19 protein-coding genes are annotated in these 18,532 nt (G+C 36.9%); 3 read left to right on the top strand and 16 right to left on the bottom strand.

All coding sequences use genetic code 11. From position 1 onward, the window contains the following. Nucleotides 1-61 precede the first annotated feature (61 nt). The 5 genes from HHL23_RS20075 to HHL23_RS20055 all read right to left on the bottom strand — a co-directional run bounded on the left by HHL23_RS20075 (nucleotide 62) and on the right by HHL23_RS20055 (nucleotide 5,720). Nucleotides 62-1,396: an amidohydrolase gene (locus HHL23_RS20075; protein WP_169236530.1), complete on the bottom strand. Its 1,335-nt coding sequence runs from the start codon at nucleotides 1,394-1,396 to the stop codon at nucleotides 62-64. A 314-nt stretch (nucleotides 1,397-1,710) separates the two neighbouring features. After that, the gene (gene hemL / locus HHL23_RS20070; protein WP_169236529.1) at nucleotides 1,711-2,994 is read right to left on the bottom strand and encodes a glutamate-1-semialdehyde 2,1-aminomutase; all 1,284 of its coding nucleotides are present in this window, start codon (nucleotides 2,992-2,994) and stop codon (nucleotides 1,711-1,713) included. A gap of 75 nt (nucleotides 2,995-3,069) precedes the next feature. Next, nucleotides 3,070-4,131 (bottom strand): glucosaminidase domain-containing protein, encoded by a 1,062-nt coding sequence (locus HHL23_RS20065; protein ID WP_169236528.1) that lies wholly within the window; start codon nucleotides 4,129-4,131, stop codon nucleotides 3,070-3,072. Between the two features lie 16 nt (nucleotides 4,132-4,147). Beyond that, nucleotides 4,148-5,059 (bottom strand): 1-aminocyclopropane-1-carboxylate deaminase/D-cysteine desulfhydrase, encoded by a 912-nt coding sequence (locus tag HHL23_RS20060; RefSeq protein ID WP_169236527.1) that lies wholly within the window; start codon nucleotides 5,057-5,059, stop codon nucleotides 4,148-4,150. A 334-nt stretch (nucleotides 5,060-5,393) separates the two neighbouring features. Further along, nucleotides 5,394-5,720 (bottom strand): hypothetical protein, encoded by a 327-nt coding sequence (locus tag HHL23_RS20055; protein ID WP_169236526.1) that lies wholly within the window; start codon nucleotides 5,718-5,720, stop codon nucleotides 5,394-5,396. Between the two features lie 41 nt (nucleotides 5,721-5,761). On the opposite strand from HHL23_RS20055, the gene HHL23_RS20050 reads away from it, so the two are divergent. From HHL23_RS20050 to HHL23_RS20040, 3 genes are all read left to right on the top strand, one after another. Next, nucleotides 5,762-5,941, top strand: coding sequence for a DUF5522 domain-containing protein (locus tag HHL23_RS20050; protein WP_073333242.1), 180 nt, complete (start codon nucleotides 5,762-5,764; stop codon nucleotides 5,939-5,941). A 5-nt stretch (nucleotides 5,942-5,946) separates the two neighbouring features. Next, nucleotides 5,947-6,474 (top strand): DUF4136 domain-containing protein, encoded by a 528-nt coding sequence (locus HHL23_RS20045; protein ID WP_169236525.1) that lies wholly within the window; start codon nucleotides 5,947-5,949, stop codon nucleotides 6,472-6,474. 492 nt (nucleotides 6,475-6,966) lie between these two features. After that, entirely contained in the window at nucleotides 6,967-8,493 is a 1,527-nt protein-coding gene (locus tag HHL23_RS20040; RefSeq protein WP_169236524.1) for an endonuclease, read from the top strand. Nucleotides 8,494-8,575: 82 nt separating this feature from the next. On the opposite strand, the gene HHL23_RS20035 is transcribed toward HHL23_RS20040, so the two are convergent. The 11 genes from HHL23_RS20035 to HHL23_RS19985 all read right to left on the bottom strand — a co-directional run bounded on the left by HHL23_RS20035 (nucleotide 8,576) and on the right by HHL23_RS19985 (nucleotide 18,383). Beyond that, nucleotides 8,576-8,962 carry a hypothetical protein gene (locus HHL23_RS20035; protein ID WP_169236523.1) on the bottom strand — a complete coding sequence of 129 codons (387 nt, stop codon included), beginning with the start codon at nucleotides 8,960-8,962 and terminating at the stop codon, nucleotides 8,576-8,578. After that, a complete protein-coding gene (locus tag HHL23_RS20030) occupies nucleotides 8,943-9,503 on the bottom strand; it encodes a LemA family protein (RefSeq protein WP_169236522.1) in 561 nt (186 codons plus the stop codon). Before HHL23_RS20030 ends, HHL23_RS20035 begins: the two co-directional genes overlap by 20 nt. Continuing rightward, complete coding sequence (locus HHL23_RS20025) at nucleotides 9,503-10,285, bottom strand: hypothetical protein (RefSeq protein ID WP_169236521.1); 783 nt, start codon at nucleotides 10,283-10,285, stop codon at nucleotides 9,503-9,505. The genes HHL23_RS20030 and HHL23_RS20025 overlap by 1 nt, the downstream gene beginning before the upstream one ends. Before the next feature lie 117 nt (nucleotides 10,286-10,402). After that, nucleotides 10,403-11,056, bottom strand: coding sequence for a hypothetical protein (locus tag HHL23_RS20020; protein ID WP_169236520.1), 654 nt, complete (start codon nucleotides 11,054-11,056; stop codon nucleotides 10,403-10,405). A 41-nt stretch (nucleotides 11,057-11,097) separates the two neighbouring features. Then, the gene (locus tag HHL23_RS20015) at nucleotides 11,098-11,451 is read right to left on the bottom strand and encodes a hypothetical protein (RefSeq protein ID WP_169236519.1); all 354 of its coding nucleotides are present in this window, start codon (nucleotides 11,449-11,451) and stop codon (nucleotides 11,098-11,100) included. A 38-nt stretch (nucleotides 11,452-11,489) separates the two neighbouring features. Next, complete coding sequence (locus HHL23_RS20010) at nucleotides 11,490-11,966, bottom strand: hypothetical protein (protein WP_169236518.1); 477 nt, start codon at nucleotides 11,964-11,966, stop codon at nucleotides 11,490-11,492. Next, nucleotides 11,966-12,937 carry a hypothetical protein gene (locus tag HHL23_RS20005; protein ID WP_169236517.1) on the bottom strand — a complete coding sequence of 324 codons (972 nt, stop codon included), beginning with the start codon at nucleotides 12,935-12,937 and terminating at the stop codon, nucleotides 11,966-11,968. Before HHL23_RS20005 ends, HHL23_RS20010 begins: the two co-directional genes overlap by 1 nt. A 4-nt stretch (nucleotides 12,938-12,941) precedes the next feature. Further along, complete coding sequence (locus HHL23_RS20000) at nucleotides 12,942-15,776, bottom strand: OmpA family protein (protein WP_169236516.1); 2,835 nt, start codon at nucleotides 15,774-15,776, stop codon at nucleotides 12,942-12,944. A gap of 3 nt (nucleotides 15,777-15,779) precedes the next feature. Continuing rightward, the gene (locus HHL23_RS19995) at nucleotides 15,780-16,277 is read right to left on the bottom strand and encodes a DUF4280 domain-containing protein (protein WP_169236515.1); all 498 of its coding nucleotides are present in this window, start codon (nucleotides 16,275-16,277) and stop codon (nucleotides 15,780-15,782) included. Nucleotides 16,278-16,279: 2 nt separating this feature from the next. Continuing rightward, nucleotides 16,280-17,323, bottom strand: a complete 1,044-nt coding sequence (locus HHL23_RS19990) for a hypothetical protein (RefSeq protein WP_169236514.1) — start codon at nucleotides 17,321-17,323, stop codon at nucleotides 16,280-16,282. A gap of 19 nt (nucleotides 17,324-17,342) precedes the next feature. Beyond that, nucleotides 17,343-18,383, bottom strand: a complete 1,041-nt coding sequence (locus HHL23_RS19985) for a hypothetical protein (protein WP_169236513.1) — start codon at nucleotides 18,381-18,383, stop codon at nucleotides 17,343-17,345. Between the last annotated feature and the right edge of the window lie 149 nt (nucleotides 18,384-18,532).

The following is an 18,532-nucleotide window of genomic DNA, read 5'->3' as shown; positions in this document are numbered from 1 at the left end:
TTTTCTCCTAAAATTAGTGAAATTTATGTGAGAAATTTGAACGCATGAAGATATTTTCATTCTAATAAATTACATTCCCTTGATGAACCAATGATTCCACGTTAGAAATTCTGGATACGGCTTCTGCAGAACAGCTTGCATTCATCAGCACAAAATCAGCCTGATCTCCCTCTTTTGGCCATTGTTTGTTGCCTTTATCGTCCAGGGGAAGAATATTTGCTGTTGCAAGCTTCAGGCTTCTTGACAATAAAAACTCTGTGGAATACCCATACAGCTGAGCCATAAGATTGGCCTTCTGAAGAACACTTCCAGTCCCGAAAGTATTCCAATGGTCTACAATACTGTCGTTACCCGTAAGAACCGTTACCTTATGCTTGTATAAAGTAGGAATAGGCATGATAAGGTTTCCAAAAGGGATCGTAGAAACAATCCCGATCTGGGCTTCTGCCAGTTTTTCAGCGATTTCTTCCTGTTTTGTCTTATCTAATTTGGCTAAAATGAAACAATGGCTCAGGTATGTTTTTCCTTTTAGGGAAGGGTTTTCATTAACTTTTTTAATAAGATATTCCACCGTATTCAATCCCGATTCACCCGTTTCATGAAGATGAATATCAATTCCTTTTTTATGATCTAAAGCCAGTTGAACCGTAAAATCGATTGTTTTCTCTATCGCTCCATCAATGGTAAAGGGATCTACTCCACCGATAAAATCAATATCCATCTGAGCTGCCTCTTTAAGATAAGGCACCGAGTCTGTATACCATACGCCATGCTGTGGAAAAGCAACCAGCTCAGCACCAAAACTTGTTTTCTTATTTTCTAAAGCCTTCTGAAGGTTTTTTAATGAGTCTAATTTTGAAGTCGGTTCAATATTGACATGACTTCTCGCAAAAGAAGTTCCTTTTGATTGCAACAGCTCTATCATTTTCTCTGCCTTAAATGTTGAGTTTTTCAGCATTTCCGGAAGCATTTTCTGTTCCAGTGCGATCATTCCTTTTACGCTACCTGTTTTTTTTCTCACGGCTTTCCATTGATCTCCATAGAACGTTTTATCCAGGTGAATATGCATATCTTTAAATGCAGGAAGCATCAGCATTCCTTTGGCATCGACCGCTTTTGAACCGGGCTGGTTCGGAGCTATACTTTTAATTTTCCCGTTTTCAATTTCTATATAAAACAGATCAGTTTTAGTCGAAACAACTTCTCCTTCTTCGTACTCAAAACCGGTTTCCAGACGGACATTTTTAAGGCTTAATTTTCCTTTAGCCGAAATATTCTGCTCATCAAAAAATGGAGATGCTGTCATACTATTGGATATTAAGGTAAGTCCGGCCACTGCCAGTGCTGAATTTCTTATAAAATCTTTACGGGATATTGTATTGTCGGGGGTCTTCATTTCCAATCTATTTCATACAAAAATAGAAAGAACGGAAAGGATGAAGGTGTATGGTTTATCACAATGTCTGTATGATTTATTGGATAGCCTAATTTCTTTTGTTTCGAAACATTTCAAAAGAAGTTTTAACCACCCCGTCAAAAATTCTTTGAATTTTCGCCACCCCTCCAAAGGATGGGAATATCGATTTTCATAAGTGCTCTTCTCAATACTTTTACTTTAAAGTAACTAAAGAGTTAAAAAAAATTCTCCTTTTGGGGCAAAAAAAGGCCGGATTATAAAACCCGGTCCTATTATAATTGATGTATTAAATCTTAAGAGTAATCAAATTTTCTTACTGCTTCCAGCGTCATTTCAATTTCTTTATCCTTGATCACATCACTGATAAAATACGTTTCATAACCACTTGGTGGAAGATAGATTCCATTCTGAAGCATCTGGTGGAAGAAATTATTAAACAAAGAATGGTTGGAAGCTGCTGCTTCATCAAAATTGGACACGCTGTTGATATGGAAAAATATCGACATCATGGATCCTTTTCTGTTGATCTTATGGGCAATTCCTTTTTCATTCAGAATTTTTCCTATTCCGAAATCCAATGTTTCTGCCGTTTTATTAATTCTGTTAAAGAATTCCGGATCATTTTTGATCAGCTGTAATGTTTTCAATCCAGCTCTCATTGCTAACGGATTTCCGCTTAATGTTCCTGCCTGATAAACGCCTCCTTTTGGAGCCAAGTGGTCCATAATTTCGTTTCTCCCTGCAAAAGCACCTACCGGAAGGCCACCGCCAATTACTTTTCCGTAAGTCACCAAATCCGCTTTTACATTATACAGTTCCTGAGCTCCTCCGAAAGCCAGTCTGAAACCGGTCATCACTTCATCAAAAATTAATAAAGCTCCGTTTTCATCACAGATTTTTCTCAAATTCTGAAGGAAATTATTTTCAGGAAGTACACAGCCCATGTTTCCGGCAACAGGCTCAATAATAACCGCCGCAATCTCTCCCTGGTTGTGACGGAACAGATCTTCTACCTGCTCAAAATCATTGTAACGGGCCAGAAGAGTATCTTTAGCCGTTCCCTCTGTTACGCCCGGGGAATTCGGGTTTCCAAAAGTAGCAGCACCACTTCCCGCTTTGATCAGAAATGAATCTGAATGGCCATGATAACAACCTTCAAACTTAACTATCTTATCTCTTTTTGTAAATCCTCTTGCCAATCTTACAGCGCTCATACAAGCTTCTGTACCTGAAGAAACCATTCTGATCTGATCGATATTCGGAACGTTTTCTACAATGAATTTCGCAATTTCTGTTTCCAGCTCTGTAGGCGCTCCGAAAGAAAAGCCTTTTTCAGCCTGTATTTTGAGCTCTTCAAGAACTTCAGGATGGGTATGTCCTAAAATAGCCGGTCCCCATGAATTGATGTAGTCAATATAGGTATTGTCATCTGCGTCGGTAAGGTAAGCCCCTTTTGCAGATTTCATGAATACAGGAACACCTCCTACTGATTTGAATGCCCGAACCGGAGAATTGACGCCTCCCGGGATGTATTTGTAGGCTTCATCGAATAAAGCCGAACTTCTTTGATACTTCATATTTTAGTTGAGTGTTGGGAGTTTATAGATGACCAGTTAATTTGCAACTGACAACCGGAAACTAGCAACAAAAAATTAGTTTCTAGGTTTTTTATCAATTAAATAAATCAGCTGGCCTGCAGACGGCTTCTGTCCTTCATCCATTCTGTTTTTTGCATATAATTTATTTAATTTGATTCCGAATTTCTGAGCGATATCGTGCATATCTTCACCGGATTCAGCTTTGTAAATAGCCGTATTTCCCGCAGAATTTTTAGATTCAAGAAATACAATATCGTTTTTCTTTAGAACATCACTTTCCAGCTCATTCCATTTGATCAGTCTGCTTTCGCTTACCCGGAATTTGTCTGCAATGAATTTTACGTTAGTATCTTCAGGAATCACGATGTATCTTAAACCTTCGTTCGGGTGAGTTTTGATAAGGATTGAATTAAGAATTTCGGCTTTTGTTTTGATTCTTTCCACCCTTTTCTGTTGTTGAGCATAAGAAGTCTGCTTGTAAGGAACTTCAACAGTGACTGCGTCTTTAGCTTTCTTAGTGATCATTTTTGAAGGTTCCAGCTGAGCCATGAATGCTCTGTCGTCTTTCAGATCAGGATACATTTTAAGAACGGCATACAATACTTCTTTTGAGCTGGTATCATCATACTCATACAATCTGTACTTTTCAATTTTGCTGATGAGGATCGAAGCGTAACGAGGATTGGTTGCGTACCCAGCTTTTTTAAGACCATGCGCCCAGGCTTTGTAATCTTTCATATTCAGATTGAAAAGATTCGCGTAATATTTTCTTGTAGATAAAAATATAGAATGGTCTTCGTAAGATTGCCTCGGATCTTCATAAACACGGAAACATTCATTGGGAGCATCATCGGTGTGCTTCATCGTTTTTCCGGTCCAGTCTTCTTTACATTTTATTCCGAAGTGATTTTTGCCTTCCTGAGCCAGTCTGCTCTGCCCACCTCCGGTCTCTAAGAGTCCCTGGGCCAATGTAATAGAAGCCGGAATTTTGTATTTTTCCATTTCTTCTACCGCATATTTAGCGAATTTTTGAATATACTGGTCTTCAGTAGCCCAAGCCTGGGCCGAGAATTTTGATAAAACTAAAAGGCTTACGAGTAAGAAAAGTCTTTTCATGTTTTTCAATTTTTACTTATATAATTAAATTTCTATTCTGTTTTTCCAAAAGCAGATTGGCTCCTTCAATCCCCTGCAATCCGCCGGTATGAAAGCACAAAATTCTGCTGTTTTCAGGAAAATAATCTTCATCTATCAGTTCGAAAACTTTCTGCATCATCTTTCCTGTATACACCGGTTCCAAAGGGATACCGTATTTCACTTTAAAATCATTGATAAAACGGATGTTTTCATCTTTTATTTTACCATAACCTCCAAAATATGAATCTATTAGATTAAAATTTCGTCCGGAAGTTAATTCCAAGATCTTATTCTCCAGTGAAGCATCGTCTACGACCTTAAATCCTATAACTTTCTGATTGTCTTCACAAAATTTTGCAATTCCGGCAACCGTTCCTCCGGTACCAACTGCGGTGCAAAGATAATCAAAATCTTTTGTTTGGTCATTCAGCATCATTTTAATGCCTTCTACAGCCTCTTCATTCGTTCCTCCCTCCGGAATAATCAGGGCTTCCGGGAACCCGTTCTGTAGAAATTCGGTTAATTTTTCTTTATGCCTGTATTCTTCACGGGTCACAAATTTCAGGTTCATTCCGTTTCTCTTTGCAAAAAGAAGGGTGGGATTATCCCGCCATTTATTTTCCAGTTCTTCTCCTCTTATCATTCCCAGTGTTGGAATACCGGATAAATTTCCAGCGGCAGAAACTGCGGCAATATGATTGGAAAATGCTCCTCCGAACGTAATAAGATATGGGTTTTCCGGATTTTCATCCAGGTAATTGTTGATGTTGTAAAAAAGTTTCCAATACTTATTTCCCGAGATCTGGGGATGGATAAGGTCTTCTCTTTTGATGAAGAGTTTAATATTCCTATGATGAATAGATATTTCCTGAATTGGAATGGGTTCTGCCGGAGCTTTTAATAGCATTTTTATGGTTTAACTATTATCTGCAAAATTAGTAAAAGATTACATTTGATTGGCTATCAATTTTGATGAATCAATTTACATGAATTGTACTTTTTATTTTAACGCTACGAGCGCAGCGATTTTTGATAAGGTAACTGTTTATAAGATCGCAAAGGCGTTAACACTTAGCAATGGTTTGAGTCTTATTTTTTATAAAGCACAGCAGATGTTTCGTGACCATTTGTGAAAATATTTGTGTCATTTGTGTTTCATTTTTCAGGCTTTAGCTGGGTAAAACCCACTCCTATTGATGTTTAATGACCATATCATTCATCATTCATCATTCATCATTCATCTACAAATATTTCCTAAAGTTCCAAAATTTCCTTTTTTTCAGGTAATTCAGATCGCGTTCATTGGCGTATGCTTCTCTTTCAAATGAAATTCTTTTATAGGCCAGAAAACCGTCTTTGAGCTTGAAAAACCAGTAGTAATATTCGATGACATAAAAAATATAAAAGAAAATAACGAGCATTTCGAGCTGCTGTCTCAAGTGAATTTTTTCGTGATTGATAAGTACTTTATTTTCCTTATCTTCGGATTTCCTAATGAAGATAAAGGGAAATAGAGCAATGCCGTTAATTTTTAATTTCTTTAATGGCTTTTGGCATATAATTATCATACTAACAAATATAAAGTTTTTTTGACTTAGAGATTTAACTTATGGCCCAATATGACATCAAAGAAGGTGAAGACTTCTACTACAATGAACAGGGATACAAGGTTTTTACAGAAAAATTCCATCTGAAAAGGGGGCATTGCTGTAAAAGCGGTTGCAGACACTGTCCTTACGGGTACGATAAAAAGACTGATACATTCATTAAAAACGATAAAAAAAAATAAATAAAATGAAAAAATATATTTTTATTTTGTTAGCATCGGCTGCATTAGTCCTTACATCGTGCAGTCCTTTCCAGGTGCGTTCAGATTATGCTGAAACTGCCAATTTTACGACTTATAAAACGTATAAGATCAGAATTGACGATCTGAAACTGAATGATATTGATAAAGACAGAGTTTTAAACGAACTGTCCAGACAGCTTCAGACCAAAGGACTTCAGTCCGGTGAAAATCCTGATCTGATCGTCAATGTAAAAGCTAATCATAAAAAGGTAACAGATATCAACAGCAGTTCTCCATATGGAATGTGGGGATGGGGCGGTCCTTTCGGATGGGGCGTTGGGATGAGCAGAACATGGACCAGCAATTACAATGAAGGAGCACTGATCGTTGACCTCATCGATTCTAAAACAAACAAACTGGTTTGGCAGGGTATCGGAAGCGGAATTTCCGTGGATTCTCCAAAAGCCAAACAAAGACAAATTCCTGAAATTATGGCTGAGATCATGAAAAACTACCCTCCTCAGAGAAAATAAGATTTATTTTAAATCAATTTGATATATAATCCGGCACAGAAAACTGTGCCGGATTTTTTTCGTTCAAAAAGTTGAAAGTTTCGATACCCTTTTTTTTGAACATTAAGCTTTCCCTAATTTCTTTTTATCTGTCCTTTTGTCTTGAAACAAAAGAACGAAAAGTTCAAGACTGGAATCTTCCGCTAAAAATTATTTCTATTCTCTAAAAATTCTAAAACTTGCGCGATTTCAATATTTGTTTTTGACTCAATATTTTTGTCGCGCTTCAAACAGTAGAATTTTCTTAACGTTCATAGAATTAATTTTCTTAACGCTCCATCTTCCTAGGTCTTTTAGATTCCCCTCTAAACAAATCAGTTTCCATTGAATAGCTTTTCAATGATTGGAAGTAAATTCTGGTTTTCATAAACTGCATGCTGTACATGTTAAAATTAACAATAATGTAATTTCTTATTCGTGAAAATATAGTATTCTTACAGAAATTTTATTTGTATGAAAAAAATTATCTTATTTACTGTAATAGCAGGGCTTGCCAATGCCCAAGCTCCTGCAGGATACTACAGCTCAGCGAACGGACTGAGTGGTGCAGCGTTGAAAACGGCATTAAGTTCTATCATCACAAACGGACATCAGGACAAAGGGTACAGTGGACTTTGGACCGCTTACAAAACGACTGATATTGATAAAAATTATGAAAATGACGGTTCTATCATGGATATTTATTCCGAGAAACCTTCCGGGACCGATCCTTACAAATATACACCGGGTACGAACCAATGTGGCACATACTCTACGGAGGGCAACTGCTATAACAGGGAGCATATTGTTCCTCAAAGCTTATTCAGTGAGGCTGCACCTATGGTCTCGGATATTCATTTCATCAGAGCTACAGATGGGAAAGTGAATGGAATGAGAAGCAATTATCCTTTTGGAAAAGTAGGTACAGCAACATTTACCTCTCTAAATGGCTCCAAGCTGGGCAGCTCTATTTCTTCAGGATATGCAGGGACTGTTTTTGAACCTATTGACGAGTTTAAAGGAGATGTGGCAAGAATGATCTTCTATTTTGTAACGCGTTATCAAAGCAAACTTTCATCTTTTTCTTCAGGTAATATGCTGGGGAATTCAACATTTCCAGGATTACAGACCTGGGAACTGAATGTCCTTCTGGCATGGCACAGCCAAGATCCTGTTTCACAAGCTGAAATTAATAGAAATAATACCTCTTACACTTATCAGGGCAATAGAAATCCGTTTATTGACAATCCAAGTTATGTAGGTCAGATCTGGGGTTCCAATCCTGGAACCACTGATCCCGGAACTCCTACTCCAGGAACAGAATGTATCCATGAAACATTCGGAACAATTCCTACTGCCAGCAGTGCTTCTTATCTGACAAGAACCTGGACGGGCAGCGGTATTTCATGGACGGCCACAGACTCAAGAACTGACCAGACCATCAACAGCCAGTCTATTACAGTAAGAAACGGTTCTTTAACTTCGGGAAGCTCGGCCAACGGTATCGGATCACTGACGGTGACTACCCAGCTTAAGTTTTCGGGAACCAGCGGAACTTTTGATGTACAAGTAAATGGTACAACGGTAGGTACCGTACCTTACAGCGCTACTGTGGCCACTACAACCATTAATAATATCAATATTTCAGGAAATGTTACGGTAAGTCTTGTTAACAGTTCATCCAGCAACAGAGTGGCTATTGATGATCTTAAATGGACATGTTATTCGGGAACTGCCAGACAGGCTCAAAAAGTAGCAGTTGACGAAAGTCCTGTTCAGGAGCTTCAGGTCTACCCTAACCCGATTTCAGGACAGGAAATTTTTGTAAAAGGCGATACCCAGCATATCAAAAAGGCGGAGATCTATAATCTTCAGGGGAAAACTCTTCAGACGATTAACAGTCCTTTTAAAAATGGAAATTCCATGAAGATCAAAAATCTTGAGCAGGGAATTTATATTTTAAAGCTTGACCAGTCTACGCTGAAGTTTATTGTGAAATAATTAATTTTCAACTATAATGTATAGCCGGTTCAATATTGTTGAACCGGCTTTTTTTATTTTTTTTGACGTAAATTTTTCAAAATTAACTGTGTGAATTGTCCTTTTCCTTGGTGACTTTTAGCCAGTCTGTGAACATTTTGGTGATGGTATTCGCGTTCATCAAACTAAAAAAGAACATCCCTGCAAGAATGGCCAGCCAGCAGTAGGCCAGTTTAATTCCATCTTTATCCGTTATAAAGAAAAGGATAAGCATAGAAAAAGATCCGAGTACAAATGTAAACATGAGCGTATACAAAAGGGCATGGATGATGTACATATTAAGTTTGAGTTTTCTGAATATCCAGCCTATGACCGATATTGGAATCAGGAGTACTATCGGTGCAAACATGGCTCCGAATATGGCAGCTTCGGGATGAGCTGTAAGATCGTGCTCGAATCCGAAAAAGGTATTAAAATTGAACTCCATCATACTGTTTTTCTGAGCTGGGGATTTCCAGTAAGGTTTTGTCTTTATACCCGAACATTTTGGCAAAAATCACGTTGGGAAATTCATGAATACCAATATTATAAAGATTGACGCTTTCGTTAAAGAATTCTCTCCGGTCTGCTATTTTATTTTCCAGCTCAGAAATTCTTTTCTGAAGTTCCATAAAGTTATTGTTAGACTTCAGTTCCGGATAATTCTCTGATACGGCAAAGAATGATTTCAGAGCTCTTGAGGTTTCATTGGCAAGCCCTGTTTTTTGATTGGAACCGGATGCATTATGGTAAGAAGCCCTCAGCTCCGTAAGGCGGGTGAGGATTTCTTTTTCGTAATTCATGAAATGTTTGGCGACACTTACAAGGTTGGGAATTTCATCTGCCCTTTGTTTAAGAACAACATCTATATTGCTGTAGGCCTTTTCCACGTTGAATTTCATCATCACCAACTTGTTATACAGGTTGATGAAAAAGCTGATTACGGCTACAGCGAGCAGTACGGCTAATGCCATTGCAGTAGTCTGATTCATTATTGTATAAGTATGTATATAATGATTATAATAATTGCTGAACAGGTAAACATGAATGACCGTAAAAGCGGCTGATAATTGTTCCAGACAGAAATTCCCGATGCGGAAGTAATGCCTAAAACCTTGTAATGATCATCCTTTCTGATGAATGGAACTCCGTTATCTGAATCTGCATATCCTACGAGAAGCATTTTTTGTCCGTTTTTTAAGAGGGTTTCTGTATAGCGTTTATGACCACTGCTTCTTACGTTTGTTTCGTTCAAAAGTACCAGTTCAATCCCTTCGGGTATTACATCTATAATTCCTGTATCATCTTTGATCTGAAAAGCATTGCATTGGGTTTCTCTATGAATGGTAGAATATGAATTTTTGCCGTCAGAATCCTGACTGATATTTTCAATGGTATAATAGTACCCGATGCATTCTTCATGGTCTACAGGTGAGATGAGGGGCTGCCTGATGATCAGGGCTCCTTCGATCTCTACTAATCCTTTGGCCAGAGATTTTATTTTTGAGGTAGGAATTGCCGACTGAAGTCTCAGAAAACGTTTAGCCGACGTAGGCCGGAGCAACTGTATCACTACAGCTACAAAAAACATTAAAGGCAGGATAACAAAAGCGCGTTCTGCATAGCGGTCGTAATTTTTAGAAATTTCATACAAATACAGGTGCAGAGGCATTTTTTCTTTGAAAATGAGCCATAAGATAAAATAGAGAAAACAGAATAATACAACTCCTAAAAAGACGTAAACTGCTTTCGATGCTCTATTTTTATTCTCCATGTATTTTGTGTGCTAGTTTAAGATTTCGTAGTTATACATTCAAAAATACATTTTATTTTAGAATGAGGTCAGTATTTACAACATGCTTTTTACAGAAATCAAAAACTTTTTTTACCTTCACTGTCTGAGATAAATCAGAAGTACACCTACCCCATTAATCACACACAAGATAATTGCACTATATGCAGATACAGTCATTCTTTTTTTCAGGGAATATTCTGTGGCGTAAGTAGCTATTAAAACGGCAAAAAATGCGGCAACTCCGGTGAAAATACAACCGACAATAAACACGAGCCCATTTATGTCGGTATTATTGGCACTTCCTCTGGTTGTGCTATCTGTAACGTTCAGCGTTTGTCCGAGAGAAGGAGGATGATTGCTCGTCATATTCACTACTTTTATCACTTCCTTTCCTTCTGAATTCACATATTTCACTTTGGGAAAGTAGATTGCCGTATTATGATAGGATGAGCTTCTGAAATTTTGAGTTCTTGTGATCTCTTTTTTATAACCGATTACTACTGCTTCATACTGGTTTTCACTTACACTTCTGTATGCTTTTTCCCAAAAGAAAGTGTAGGACAGGATCATCGTTAATGAGTTGATGGAAATCATTAAAAGACAGATAAAAAGAAAGACAAATCCTTTTTCCACAAAACCTTCTTTTCCCTTTACCGAGCTTTTCTTTTTCCGTATTTTATCAAATATTCTGTAGGCTAAATACACTGATAATAGGCCAACTATCAGAACAAAGTATCCAAAAAAAGTCATGCGTGGATCTTTTTATAGGGAAAGGTGCTTACGTCCATTCCCTATTTAAGTTTTATATATTTATTTTCCATTCCTTCATAGAGAATGGTTAATGTATCGTTTTTAATGGTGTATTTACTTTCAGATTTCTCCTTCGTGTCCTGATCCACGGTGATTATTTTATCATTTTGAACTTCAAAGGTTGATTCTATTGTATTCTGCATTTTACCTTCTCCAAGGTATTGACGAAATTTACCTTCTTTTGTGAATTCCAGAACAATCTTGTCTATTGAACTTCCCGTTTTTGAATCTTTCAGCGCGCCTTCCCATTTCCCTATAAGTTGGGGATCTTTCTTTTTTTGTGAATGACAGCTCAACGCAAGAAAACAGCCTAAAATAATTAAAATATGTTTCATTGTATTTCTTATTATTATTTTAAAACAAATGAGCATCTTCAATGACAGTGCAACGACAGCTCTTTTCTCATCCAATTCTTAGCTTTATGATAGTTGAATATATCAGCTACTAAAAAGCCTAATGGTATTATTGAAATGGAAGCGATCAGAAGTCTATCTGTAAAACCAACGATATGGGGCTTATGATCAATTTTTATTACCTCAACAAATAGAGCAGGCAATATGCTTATCCCCAATGCAACCGCAAGGCATAAAGCTATCGAAAAATAGTTAGGTTCATAACGAATAGTTACTTTTGACCTGTTCCCTGATGGAATAAAAGATATTTTTGTGGACAGGTAAAAAAGAGACTTGGAAAACCCATTATTTTTAAAATGAAATGACACATACCTGATCCCACCTTCTCTTCTCATATTGATGTATCGGTAGCTCATGTATGTAAACCGCTTATAAAACTCCTCTTCAGAAAGAGTGGTCTCACAGTTTTCTTCGTAGATTAAAAAATATTTAAACATTAATAGATCTCAAATTCTGTTTTTCCCTTTGGGATATGTAATAAATAATCTAATTCAGCTCCGGTCCAACTTCCATCTTTCTTAAATTTGCACAGTAAAGCAGAAGCACCTCTGAAGCCTTTCTCTTTCTTGATGCTTTTTAATCCTACCAGCTTTCCATCTCCATAGAAAACCAATTCGTAGTTACTCAACGGCATAAATTCTAAATTTTCGGCTTTTGCAATAGAGATCAATTCATCCCAGCCTTCCTGCACTTCATCTTTATCAAAATACTGGGAAACTGCCTGGTCTTTTATTTTATTGTAAGAAAACTGTGCAATTTTATCCATATCCTTTGCTTTAAAAGCAGCCTCAATCATTTTATACGCTTCAAGTACCTTGGCTTCCAATATTTTTTTGTCAAGATTTCTCAGATCCTGGCTGTCTTTCCAGCCCTCTATGGTATAAGGTACATTGGACAGCTTAAATGTTTTTGTTTCTTCAAAACGGTCTTTTCCTGCATCTTTAAATAATTTATCCTTATCCTTTGGTGCATTATAGACAAATAAGTTATCCTGCTGTTTTTCAGCTGAAAGCTTGTCCGTATTTTCATAAGACTCCACTTTTACATCAAACTCTGTCTGACCGTCTAATTTTTCTAAATCTTCCCGTGGATAAAGAACGACCTTTAATGTGTTGGTATTTCCAGTAAGATATGGATTGATCTCATTTCCTGTACTAAATGATTCATTATTAAAGCTTTTTGTAACTTTAATATCATTTATAAAAATTTCAAAATTGCACATCCCATTCGTATGGTAAATAACATATTTAGGCTCTTTTGGGTAGTGCTTTATATTCTGAAGGGTTTTTTCTATTATATTTTTAGAATTAATTTCTGAATTCTGTTTCATATTTAATTGATTGTTAGAAGTTTGAGAGCAGCTTAAAGTTGTTAATAAGATGGTTAATAATAAAATATATCTTTTCATAACATTATATTTTCAATAAATAAATTTTAAATAATCTAACTCTATCCGGAGCTAGCAGTTCATATTCTTTGGGTTTACCTTTTTCATCGTCTGTACTAACGTCAAAAATTGTGTATTTAATAATCATCAATTTCGCTTTTGCACTCAAAGTTACCTTAAGTCCTGAAAAAGAGATATAATTCTCTATGTAAAAACCCTCTTTATCCTTACCATATGATTGATACAAACCAATTAAAGCACTGCCTTTAAATTCAAGATTTCCTTCAAATTTATGATAAATTAGACCAAAAATGAAATCTTCATATGCCATTTTCAGTTTTACTTCCGCTGCTAACTTTACATACTGGCCATAGGCAACAACTCCCCTCGCTTCATCATAAAAATTTCCGGCTTGTTTTGAAAAACCATAAGACTTCGTGAGGAAATTATATTTTATGTTTTGTTCTATGCTTATCCCTCCCACAATCGATATGGAAGCCGCAATATTATTGAGCTTATCCTCGTAGGTTCCCTTTGCTTTATCCCGTATATCTTCAAAGTCTTTTTGTTTTTGTTTACCGGTAATCTTATCTTTTACAGTCTTGTCGGTAATATAATCTAAAAGGTCAAATTCCTTTTTATACTCTACCGCCACCACAGGTTCTATTTTCAGATCAGCTTCCCATATCAGGGCAATTCTTCCGTCTGCCTGTTTATAATAGTAGAGACCGCTTCTGTATGCCATAGAGGGGCCTAATATTTCCACATCCTCAGGCAGGCTGTCCATTAGCTTCTTGACTTTTTTCAATTCTTTAGCTATCTTCTTGATTTTCTTCAGCTTGCTGATTCCACTTCTTCCTCTGGTAAGAATCAGAATAAGGATTTCCACTACAATCTGAAGGCAGACAAAACCATACATGGCTGCACTTGTGGCATATTTTGTATATTTTGTCTGAGCAATAAAATCTACGGTAGTTCCTGTAAGACTTAAAGCTGCACCTTTCTTTTCCTGGGTACGGTTGTGAATGGCATGCAGCCCTATCTCAATTTTCTGAGCTTCTGCTTTTATATAATCCAGCAGGACTCTTTTGGCCATATAATCCACCATACTCAGTGAAGTCCATTTATAGATACTATCTATCAAGGATTCAAATTCCGGCGCGAGGCCTTTTTGCAGGGTCAGACTGTGATTATGGAAGAAATAATCTTCTTCATAATCATATTTTCCGTGAGCCAGCCAGACAATGTCGGGATAAGTTTTTAGGTGGATTGTCGGTTTATCCTTTTGTGGATAATAGGTACAACTGTTGATATAGAAATAATAGCTTTTGTGTATAGAGGAAAAGTAGTTGATGTATTTTCCAAAATAAAGTACATAATTTTTGATAAAATCATCTCCGATATTGGCACTTACAGGATAAGTGATCGTGTTTTTCGGCTCTGTTTTGGAAATAGTTCCATCCAATACTTTTATTTCATCTTTATGACTGCCGCGGCAACCTTTTCTTTCTTTGCCTACTGCACTTACTGTCAATTTCTTTGTTTTCCCGTCAAATGGGGCAATCGTTTCAAAAACAATAGGTGAAAAGGTATTTTCATAGTAATTGAATCGAATTGAGGCGCGTCTGTTCTCCTGATGCTGGGCTTCAGTGAGGTTTGCTCCTTTATGTTTCAACTGGCTTTCTCCATGTCCGTGGCATTCAAATTTTGAGCTTCCCAGTCCGTTACTTTTCAGAAAGTTCATAATGGCTTCTGATCTATCCTGGGACAGTTTCAGATTATAATTTCCGGGGCCTCTTTCATCCGCATGTCCGTCTATTATTATTCTGGAATGCTGATTGGCTTTCAGTAAGGAAATTAAAGGATTCAATACACTTTGTGCATCTCCTCTCAATCCGGGTTTACCAAAATCAAAATGGACAAAATGTTTTTCTTCTAATGGTGTGGTAGAAATAGGCTTAACCTTAGTTTTCCCATCAACAAAAACAGGAAATTCATCGGTTTCAGTAATCTTGATCTGTTTAAATGTACAGGATCCTACTCTTGCAATATTATTCTTCGGTTGTCCTATGATCAGAGGAGTCTGATTGGAAGGTTTTGTTTTATTGACTGCCTTAAGTTGATTTTTGATGTTCAGATACTGACCATGTCTTTCATTTCCTTCCTTGTCTTTAAGATAAGGCCCGTTTTTTCTTTTAATTTTCACATAAAACTCTTCATTATCCTGAATCTGTTTTATATGGGCTTTCCACTGTGAAGTATTTGGAATTTCAAGATTGATCTGCCCGTCCTTCACTTCTACATTATATAATGTACGCACCTTGTAGTCTCCGTTCCACATTTCATTGTGAACTTCTATGATCACTATTTCTCCATTAATACCTTCTGTTCTGGCATGAAAATGTACGACCTCTCCATATGATAAACCGAAGTTTTGGCTATTTTTATTTTTAATGGTTTTGCCTCCTCTGGTTCTGCTCCACGCACTGGAAACAATAAGCGGATCACAGTATCCGCTTAAGAACAGCCCTGTAAAGTTGGAGTCTGGTTTTCCTGTCATACTTGCTTCGATGTAGTAAGGGTAACCACAAAGGTTTTTAGGGATCTTATAAGAGAACAGTTTATCCGTCATACATTGAAGACGGTCAACAATATTTTTTCTATCCTTGTCTAAAACAATCCAGTAAATCTTTCCTTTCTTCTGGGCATCCGTTGTTTCATTATGCCAATCCTTAATATGAAAATGTGCTTTTTTATTGGCTGGAACGCACGCCCATCTATCCGGACTAAATTTGGAATTTGAATTATTAGCTTCGTTGGCTATGGATACAAATTTTATTTTTTTTATTCCTTTTGGCATAACTTACAATTTTGGGGATTCTCCGGCTTCTAAACCTTCATGTGTGGGCTGCTCTTTGTACATTTCCTCAGAACTTACAAGCGGATTGATCTGTTGCTGCACATCCTGATCAGCATTTTTAAAATTCTGTGCACTGCCTTCCGTCCTTTGCCCGTGGTCTATGATTTCAATACACGGTGTTCCGGCAATGGCACAGATGGCCTTGCTGGTTTCCAGAATAATATATCCTCCGTTATTAAGCTGAACTTTTTCATAAAAATCTTTCCACTCGGTCACCATGATTTTGCAGGGTGGCGGCGGTACAAATTTCGTACAGTTACCGAATGTATTCTTCTCAAATGTAGCCGCTCCAATTTCCTTTGTGGTCACAATTAATTTTTGTGAAGCATTTTTATCATTTGCGTATTCTTTCTGGTGCGAGAGTACTTTAAGCTTGTCCGGAAGCTGTCCGAACTGGCATTTGCACATAGCACCCTGTACTACAATATGTTTTTCTGCCATGGCTAAAATTCTTTATTTGAAATTACGAGTCTGCTTAAATATTCATTCCCAAATTCCAGACGAACAAAAGAGGAGTTCATCTTGAAAGTAACCACTGTTAACGCTTTTGATGAATTCTCATCTGTATCAACGGTTGTCTGGTAAAGCTGTGCATTGTACCGTGCAAACTTTTGCTTACACTCAGAGGGTGAGCTGTCATTGAATACTAAGCCAAATGGTAATCCTGAAACACTGTTCTCCCCGTAATACTGAATGGCATAGTACTCTTCTCCACCATTCATATTGGCATAAATCATATTAAAATCTTCAAAATCCCAGTTGGAATATTTCCCACCTTTGCAATCTTTGCATTCCAATTCACTTGAACTTGTCTGTAAAAGTTTTGTAAAAGTTCCTGATGTGGCAGGTAATGCAACAAATTGTTTTTTACTAAATAGACTTTGCAACTTTTTAGATACGGTCTTTTTTTGAGTGGTTTTTGCTTCAAAGGCGGCTACCTGAGCCGTTGCCTGTGCTTCGGTTTCCTCATCTGTGGACGAAGCTTCAACAGCTACTAGGTCATTTGAATGTTCTGCGGGCTTGTGGTTTAATAGAAATTCTTTGATCTCTTTCTCAAGTTTGCCTGTGGATTTGGTGAGTTTTGTATCCACTTCTTTTTTAGACCAACTGTCCAGTACAACTTTTTCAAGAAAAACAGTGACTTTCGTGCTTTTAGAAGAAACCTTTTTCATATTGACGTTCCAAACTGCCTGCTGGATAAATTGTTTAGGCTTTGCTCCGGTTTTCAACGCTAAATCCAGATAAGGATTTTTTTGGGTTCCTTCATATTTCAAATCATAAAGCTCAACAGTCGTTGAGAAGTCCGTGTCTGATGCGGCAGCGGCTTTAGCTTCATCTTTTGTGAAATCATTTTTAAAATCAAAAATGGAATTCTGTAAGGTTTGGATGTCTTTCGGAACATTAAACTCCACTTTTTGCCCGAAATACAGGCTAAAGCTTAATAGAAAGATCAATATGGATAATTTGTGATTGGTTTTAATTTTCATGTTGTTACGTTTTTATCAATTAGTCTGTCAGAGCCGCAATGACTACTGATATTTTCTTTTCTTTTTCAAGGTCTATACTGCATTCCAAATACAATGATTCTGACAGCAAAGTTTCTCCGTTCAGATAATATGCCAATCTGAAACTTCCCTCATGATTCATTTCCGGATGATCTTCAATAATAAATGAAAAAGGAGCTCCATTGATAAAATCATAGACGCTTCTTTCGTCGTTTAAGATTCCTTCTCCTTTTATATTCACCAGGTCATATTCATCTTTTAGCGGGTCGATTTCCAGTTTTACTTCATATTTCGGTTCCACAGGATTATTTACAATAGGAAAACTTTCCGCTATACTGGTTTCATAATGAGGTCCGAAACGATGATAAATCCCGAAAAATAAGGTCCTGATGAAATAATCATTTTTTAGATAAAGACTCATTGCATCAGTTTCGTATATTACTTTTTCTATTTTTTCACAGTAGCTGTCTACCGTTTCTCCTTCAAATTCTTTATAAACCTCCTCCTTTACCGCAGGCCATCTTTCTTTAAACACCGAAAGATTTTCTACAGCATTGAATTTTCCTTCTTCATCTACACTGACCTGTAGCGGATACAAAACCTTAGAGGTCTTATACGCCAGCAGATCGGCAATTTCATTGACTTCTTCTTCGTTCAGATAAAGGTTTGATGTTCTGTCTATTTCAAAAAAATGAAGTTTATTCTCTGTTTTCAGCCAGCGTACAGAAGTTTCATATTTCAGTTCATTTTTATGATTATCATTTTCGATATTAATGGCAACTCCATATCTGTAAAATGAATGCTCAGGTTGGAAAACGAGACTGTTTCCTCTCCCGAACTGTACCAGCCTCTTTTTATCCGTGACCGCTGTTCTGGGAAGAAATAGTTCCTTTTGACCGGTAAGATCAATCAGGATCATATCCTTTACGTCACAATGATTGTTATGAAATGACTTTAAAGCATCTGTATCTAAACTGTACAGTGAAGCTATATTTTTCAAGCTTTCTCCTTTCTGAATGGTATGTATGTTAAATTTCTGCATAAAAATGATCCGGCATCACGATTCTCTGTCTGTCTATCTTACTTAATATTCAGGATATAAATGACCAGCAAAGTGATCCCCGACAGTATCAATATTAAATTTGTACTTCTATTCTTTTTATTTTTGCTAAAAAAACTTACCACAATCTC

Origin of the sequence: Chryseobacterium antibioticum (assembly GCF_012927325.1) — a bacterium.
GTDB classification, from domain to species: Bacteria; Bacteroidota; Bacteroidia; order Flavobacteriales; family Weeksellaceae; genus Chryseobacterium; species Chryseobacterium antibioticum.
The sequence above is the reverse complement of the archived record's forward strand: the minus strand, read 5'-3'. Positions and strand labels throughout refer to the sequence as shown.

What these genes read in the sequence shown, in the direction of transcription:
- HHL23_RS20075 (WP_169236530.1), bottom strand. Translation starts at nt 1,396, where the DNA reads ATGAAGACCCCCGACAATACAATATCCCGTAAAGATTTTATAAGAAAT.
- hemL (WP_169236529.1), bottom strand. Translation starts at nt 2,994, where the DNA reads ATGAAGTATCAAAGAAGTTCGGCTTTATTCGATGAAGCCTACAAATAC.
- HHL23_RS20065 (WP_169236528.1), bottom strand. Translation starts at nt 4,131, where the DNA reads ATGAAAAGACTTTTCTTACTCGTAAGCCTTTTAGTTTTATCAAAATTC.
- HHL23_RS20060 (WP_169236527.1), bottom strand. Translation starts at nt 5,059, where the DNA reads ATGCTATTAAAAGCTCCGGCAGAACCCATTCCAATTCAGGAAATATCT.
- HHL23_RS20055 (WP_169236526.1), bottom strand. Translation starts at nt 5,720, where the DNA reads ATGATAATTATATGCCAAAAGCCATTAAAGAAATTAAAAATTAACGGC.
- HHL23_RS20050 (WP_073333242.1), top strand. Translation starts at nt 5,762, where the DNA reads ATGGCCCAATATGACATCAAAGAAGGTGAAGACTTCTACTACAATGAA.
- HHL23_RS20045 (WP_169236525.1), top strand. Translation starts at nt 5,947, where the DNA reads ATGAAAAAATATATTTTTATTTTGTTAGCATCGGCTGCATTAGTCCTT.
- HHL23_RS20040 (WP_169236524.1), top strand. Translation starts at nt 6,967, where the DNA reads ATGAAAAAAATTATCTTATTTACTGTAATAGCAGGGCTTGCCAATGCC.
- HHL23_RS20035 (WP_169236523.1), bottom strand. Translation starts at nt 8,962, where the DNA reads ATGATGGAGTTCAATTTTAATACCTTTTTCGGATTCGAGCACGATCTT.
- HHL23_RS20030 (WP_169236522.1), bottom strand. Translation starts at nt 9,503, where the DNA reads ATGAATCAGACTACTGCAATGGCATTAGCCGTACTGCTCGCTGTAGCC.
- HHL23_RS20025 (WP_169236521.1), bottom strand. Translation starts at nt 10,285, where the DNA reads ATGGAGAATAAAAATAGAGCATCGAAAGCAGTTTACGTCTTTTTAGGA.
- HHL23_RS20020 (WP_169236520.1), bottom strand. Translation starts at nt 11,056, where the DNA reads ATGACTTTTTTTGGATACTTTGTTCTGATAGTTGGCCTATTATCAGTG.
- HHL23_RS20015 (WP_169236519.1), bottom strand. Translation starts at nt 11,451, where the DNA reads ATGAAACATATTTTAATTATTTTAGGCTGTTTTCTTGCGTTGAGCTGT.
- HHL23_RS20010 (WP_169236518.1), bottom strand. Translation starts at nt 11,966, where the DNA reads ATGTTTAAATATTTTTTAATCTACGAAGAAAACTGTGAGACCACTCTT.
- HHL23_RS20005 (WP_169236517.1), bottom strand. Translation starts at nt 12,937, where the DNA reads ATGAAAAGATATATTTTATTATTAACCATCTTATTAACAACTTTAAGC.
- HHL23_RS20000 (WP_169236516.1), bottom strand. Translation starts at nt 15,776, where the DNA reads ATGCCAAAAGGAATAAAAAAAATAAAATTTGTATCCATAGCCAACGAA.
- HHL23_RS19995 (WP_169236515.1), bottom strand. Translation starts at nt 16,277, where the DNA reads ATGGCAGAAAAACATATTGTAGTACAGGGTGCTATGTGCAAATGCCAG.
- HHL23_RS19990 (WP_169236514.1), bottom strand. Translation starts at nt 17,323, where the DNA reads ATGAAAATTAAAACCAATCACAAATTATCCATATTGATCTTTCTATTA.
- HHL23_RS19985 (WP_169236513.1), bottom strand. Translation starts at nt 18,383, where the DNA reads ATGCAGAAATTTAACATACATACCATTCAGAAAGGAGAAAGCTTGAAA.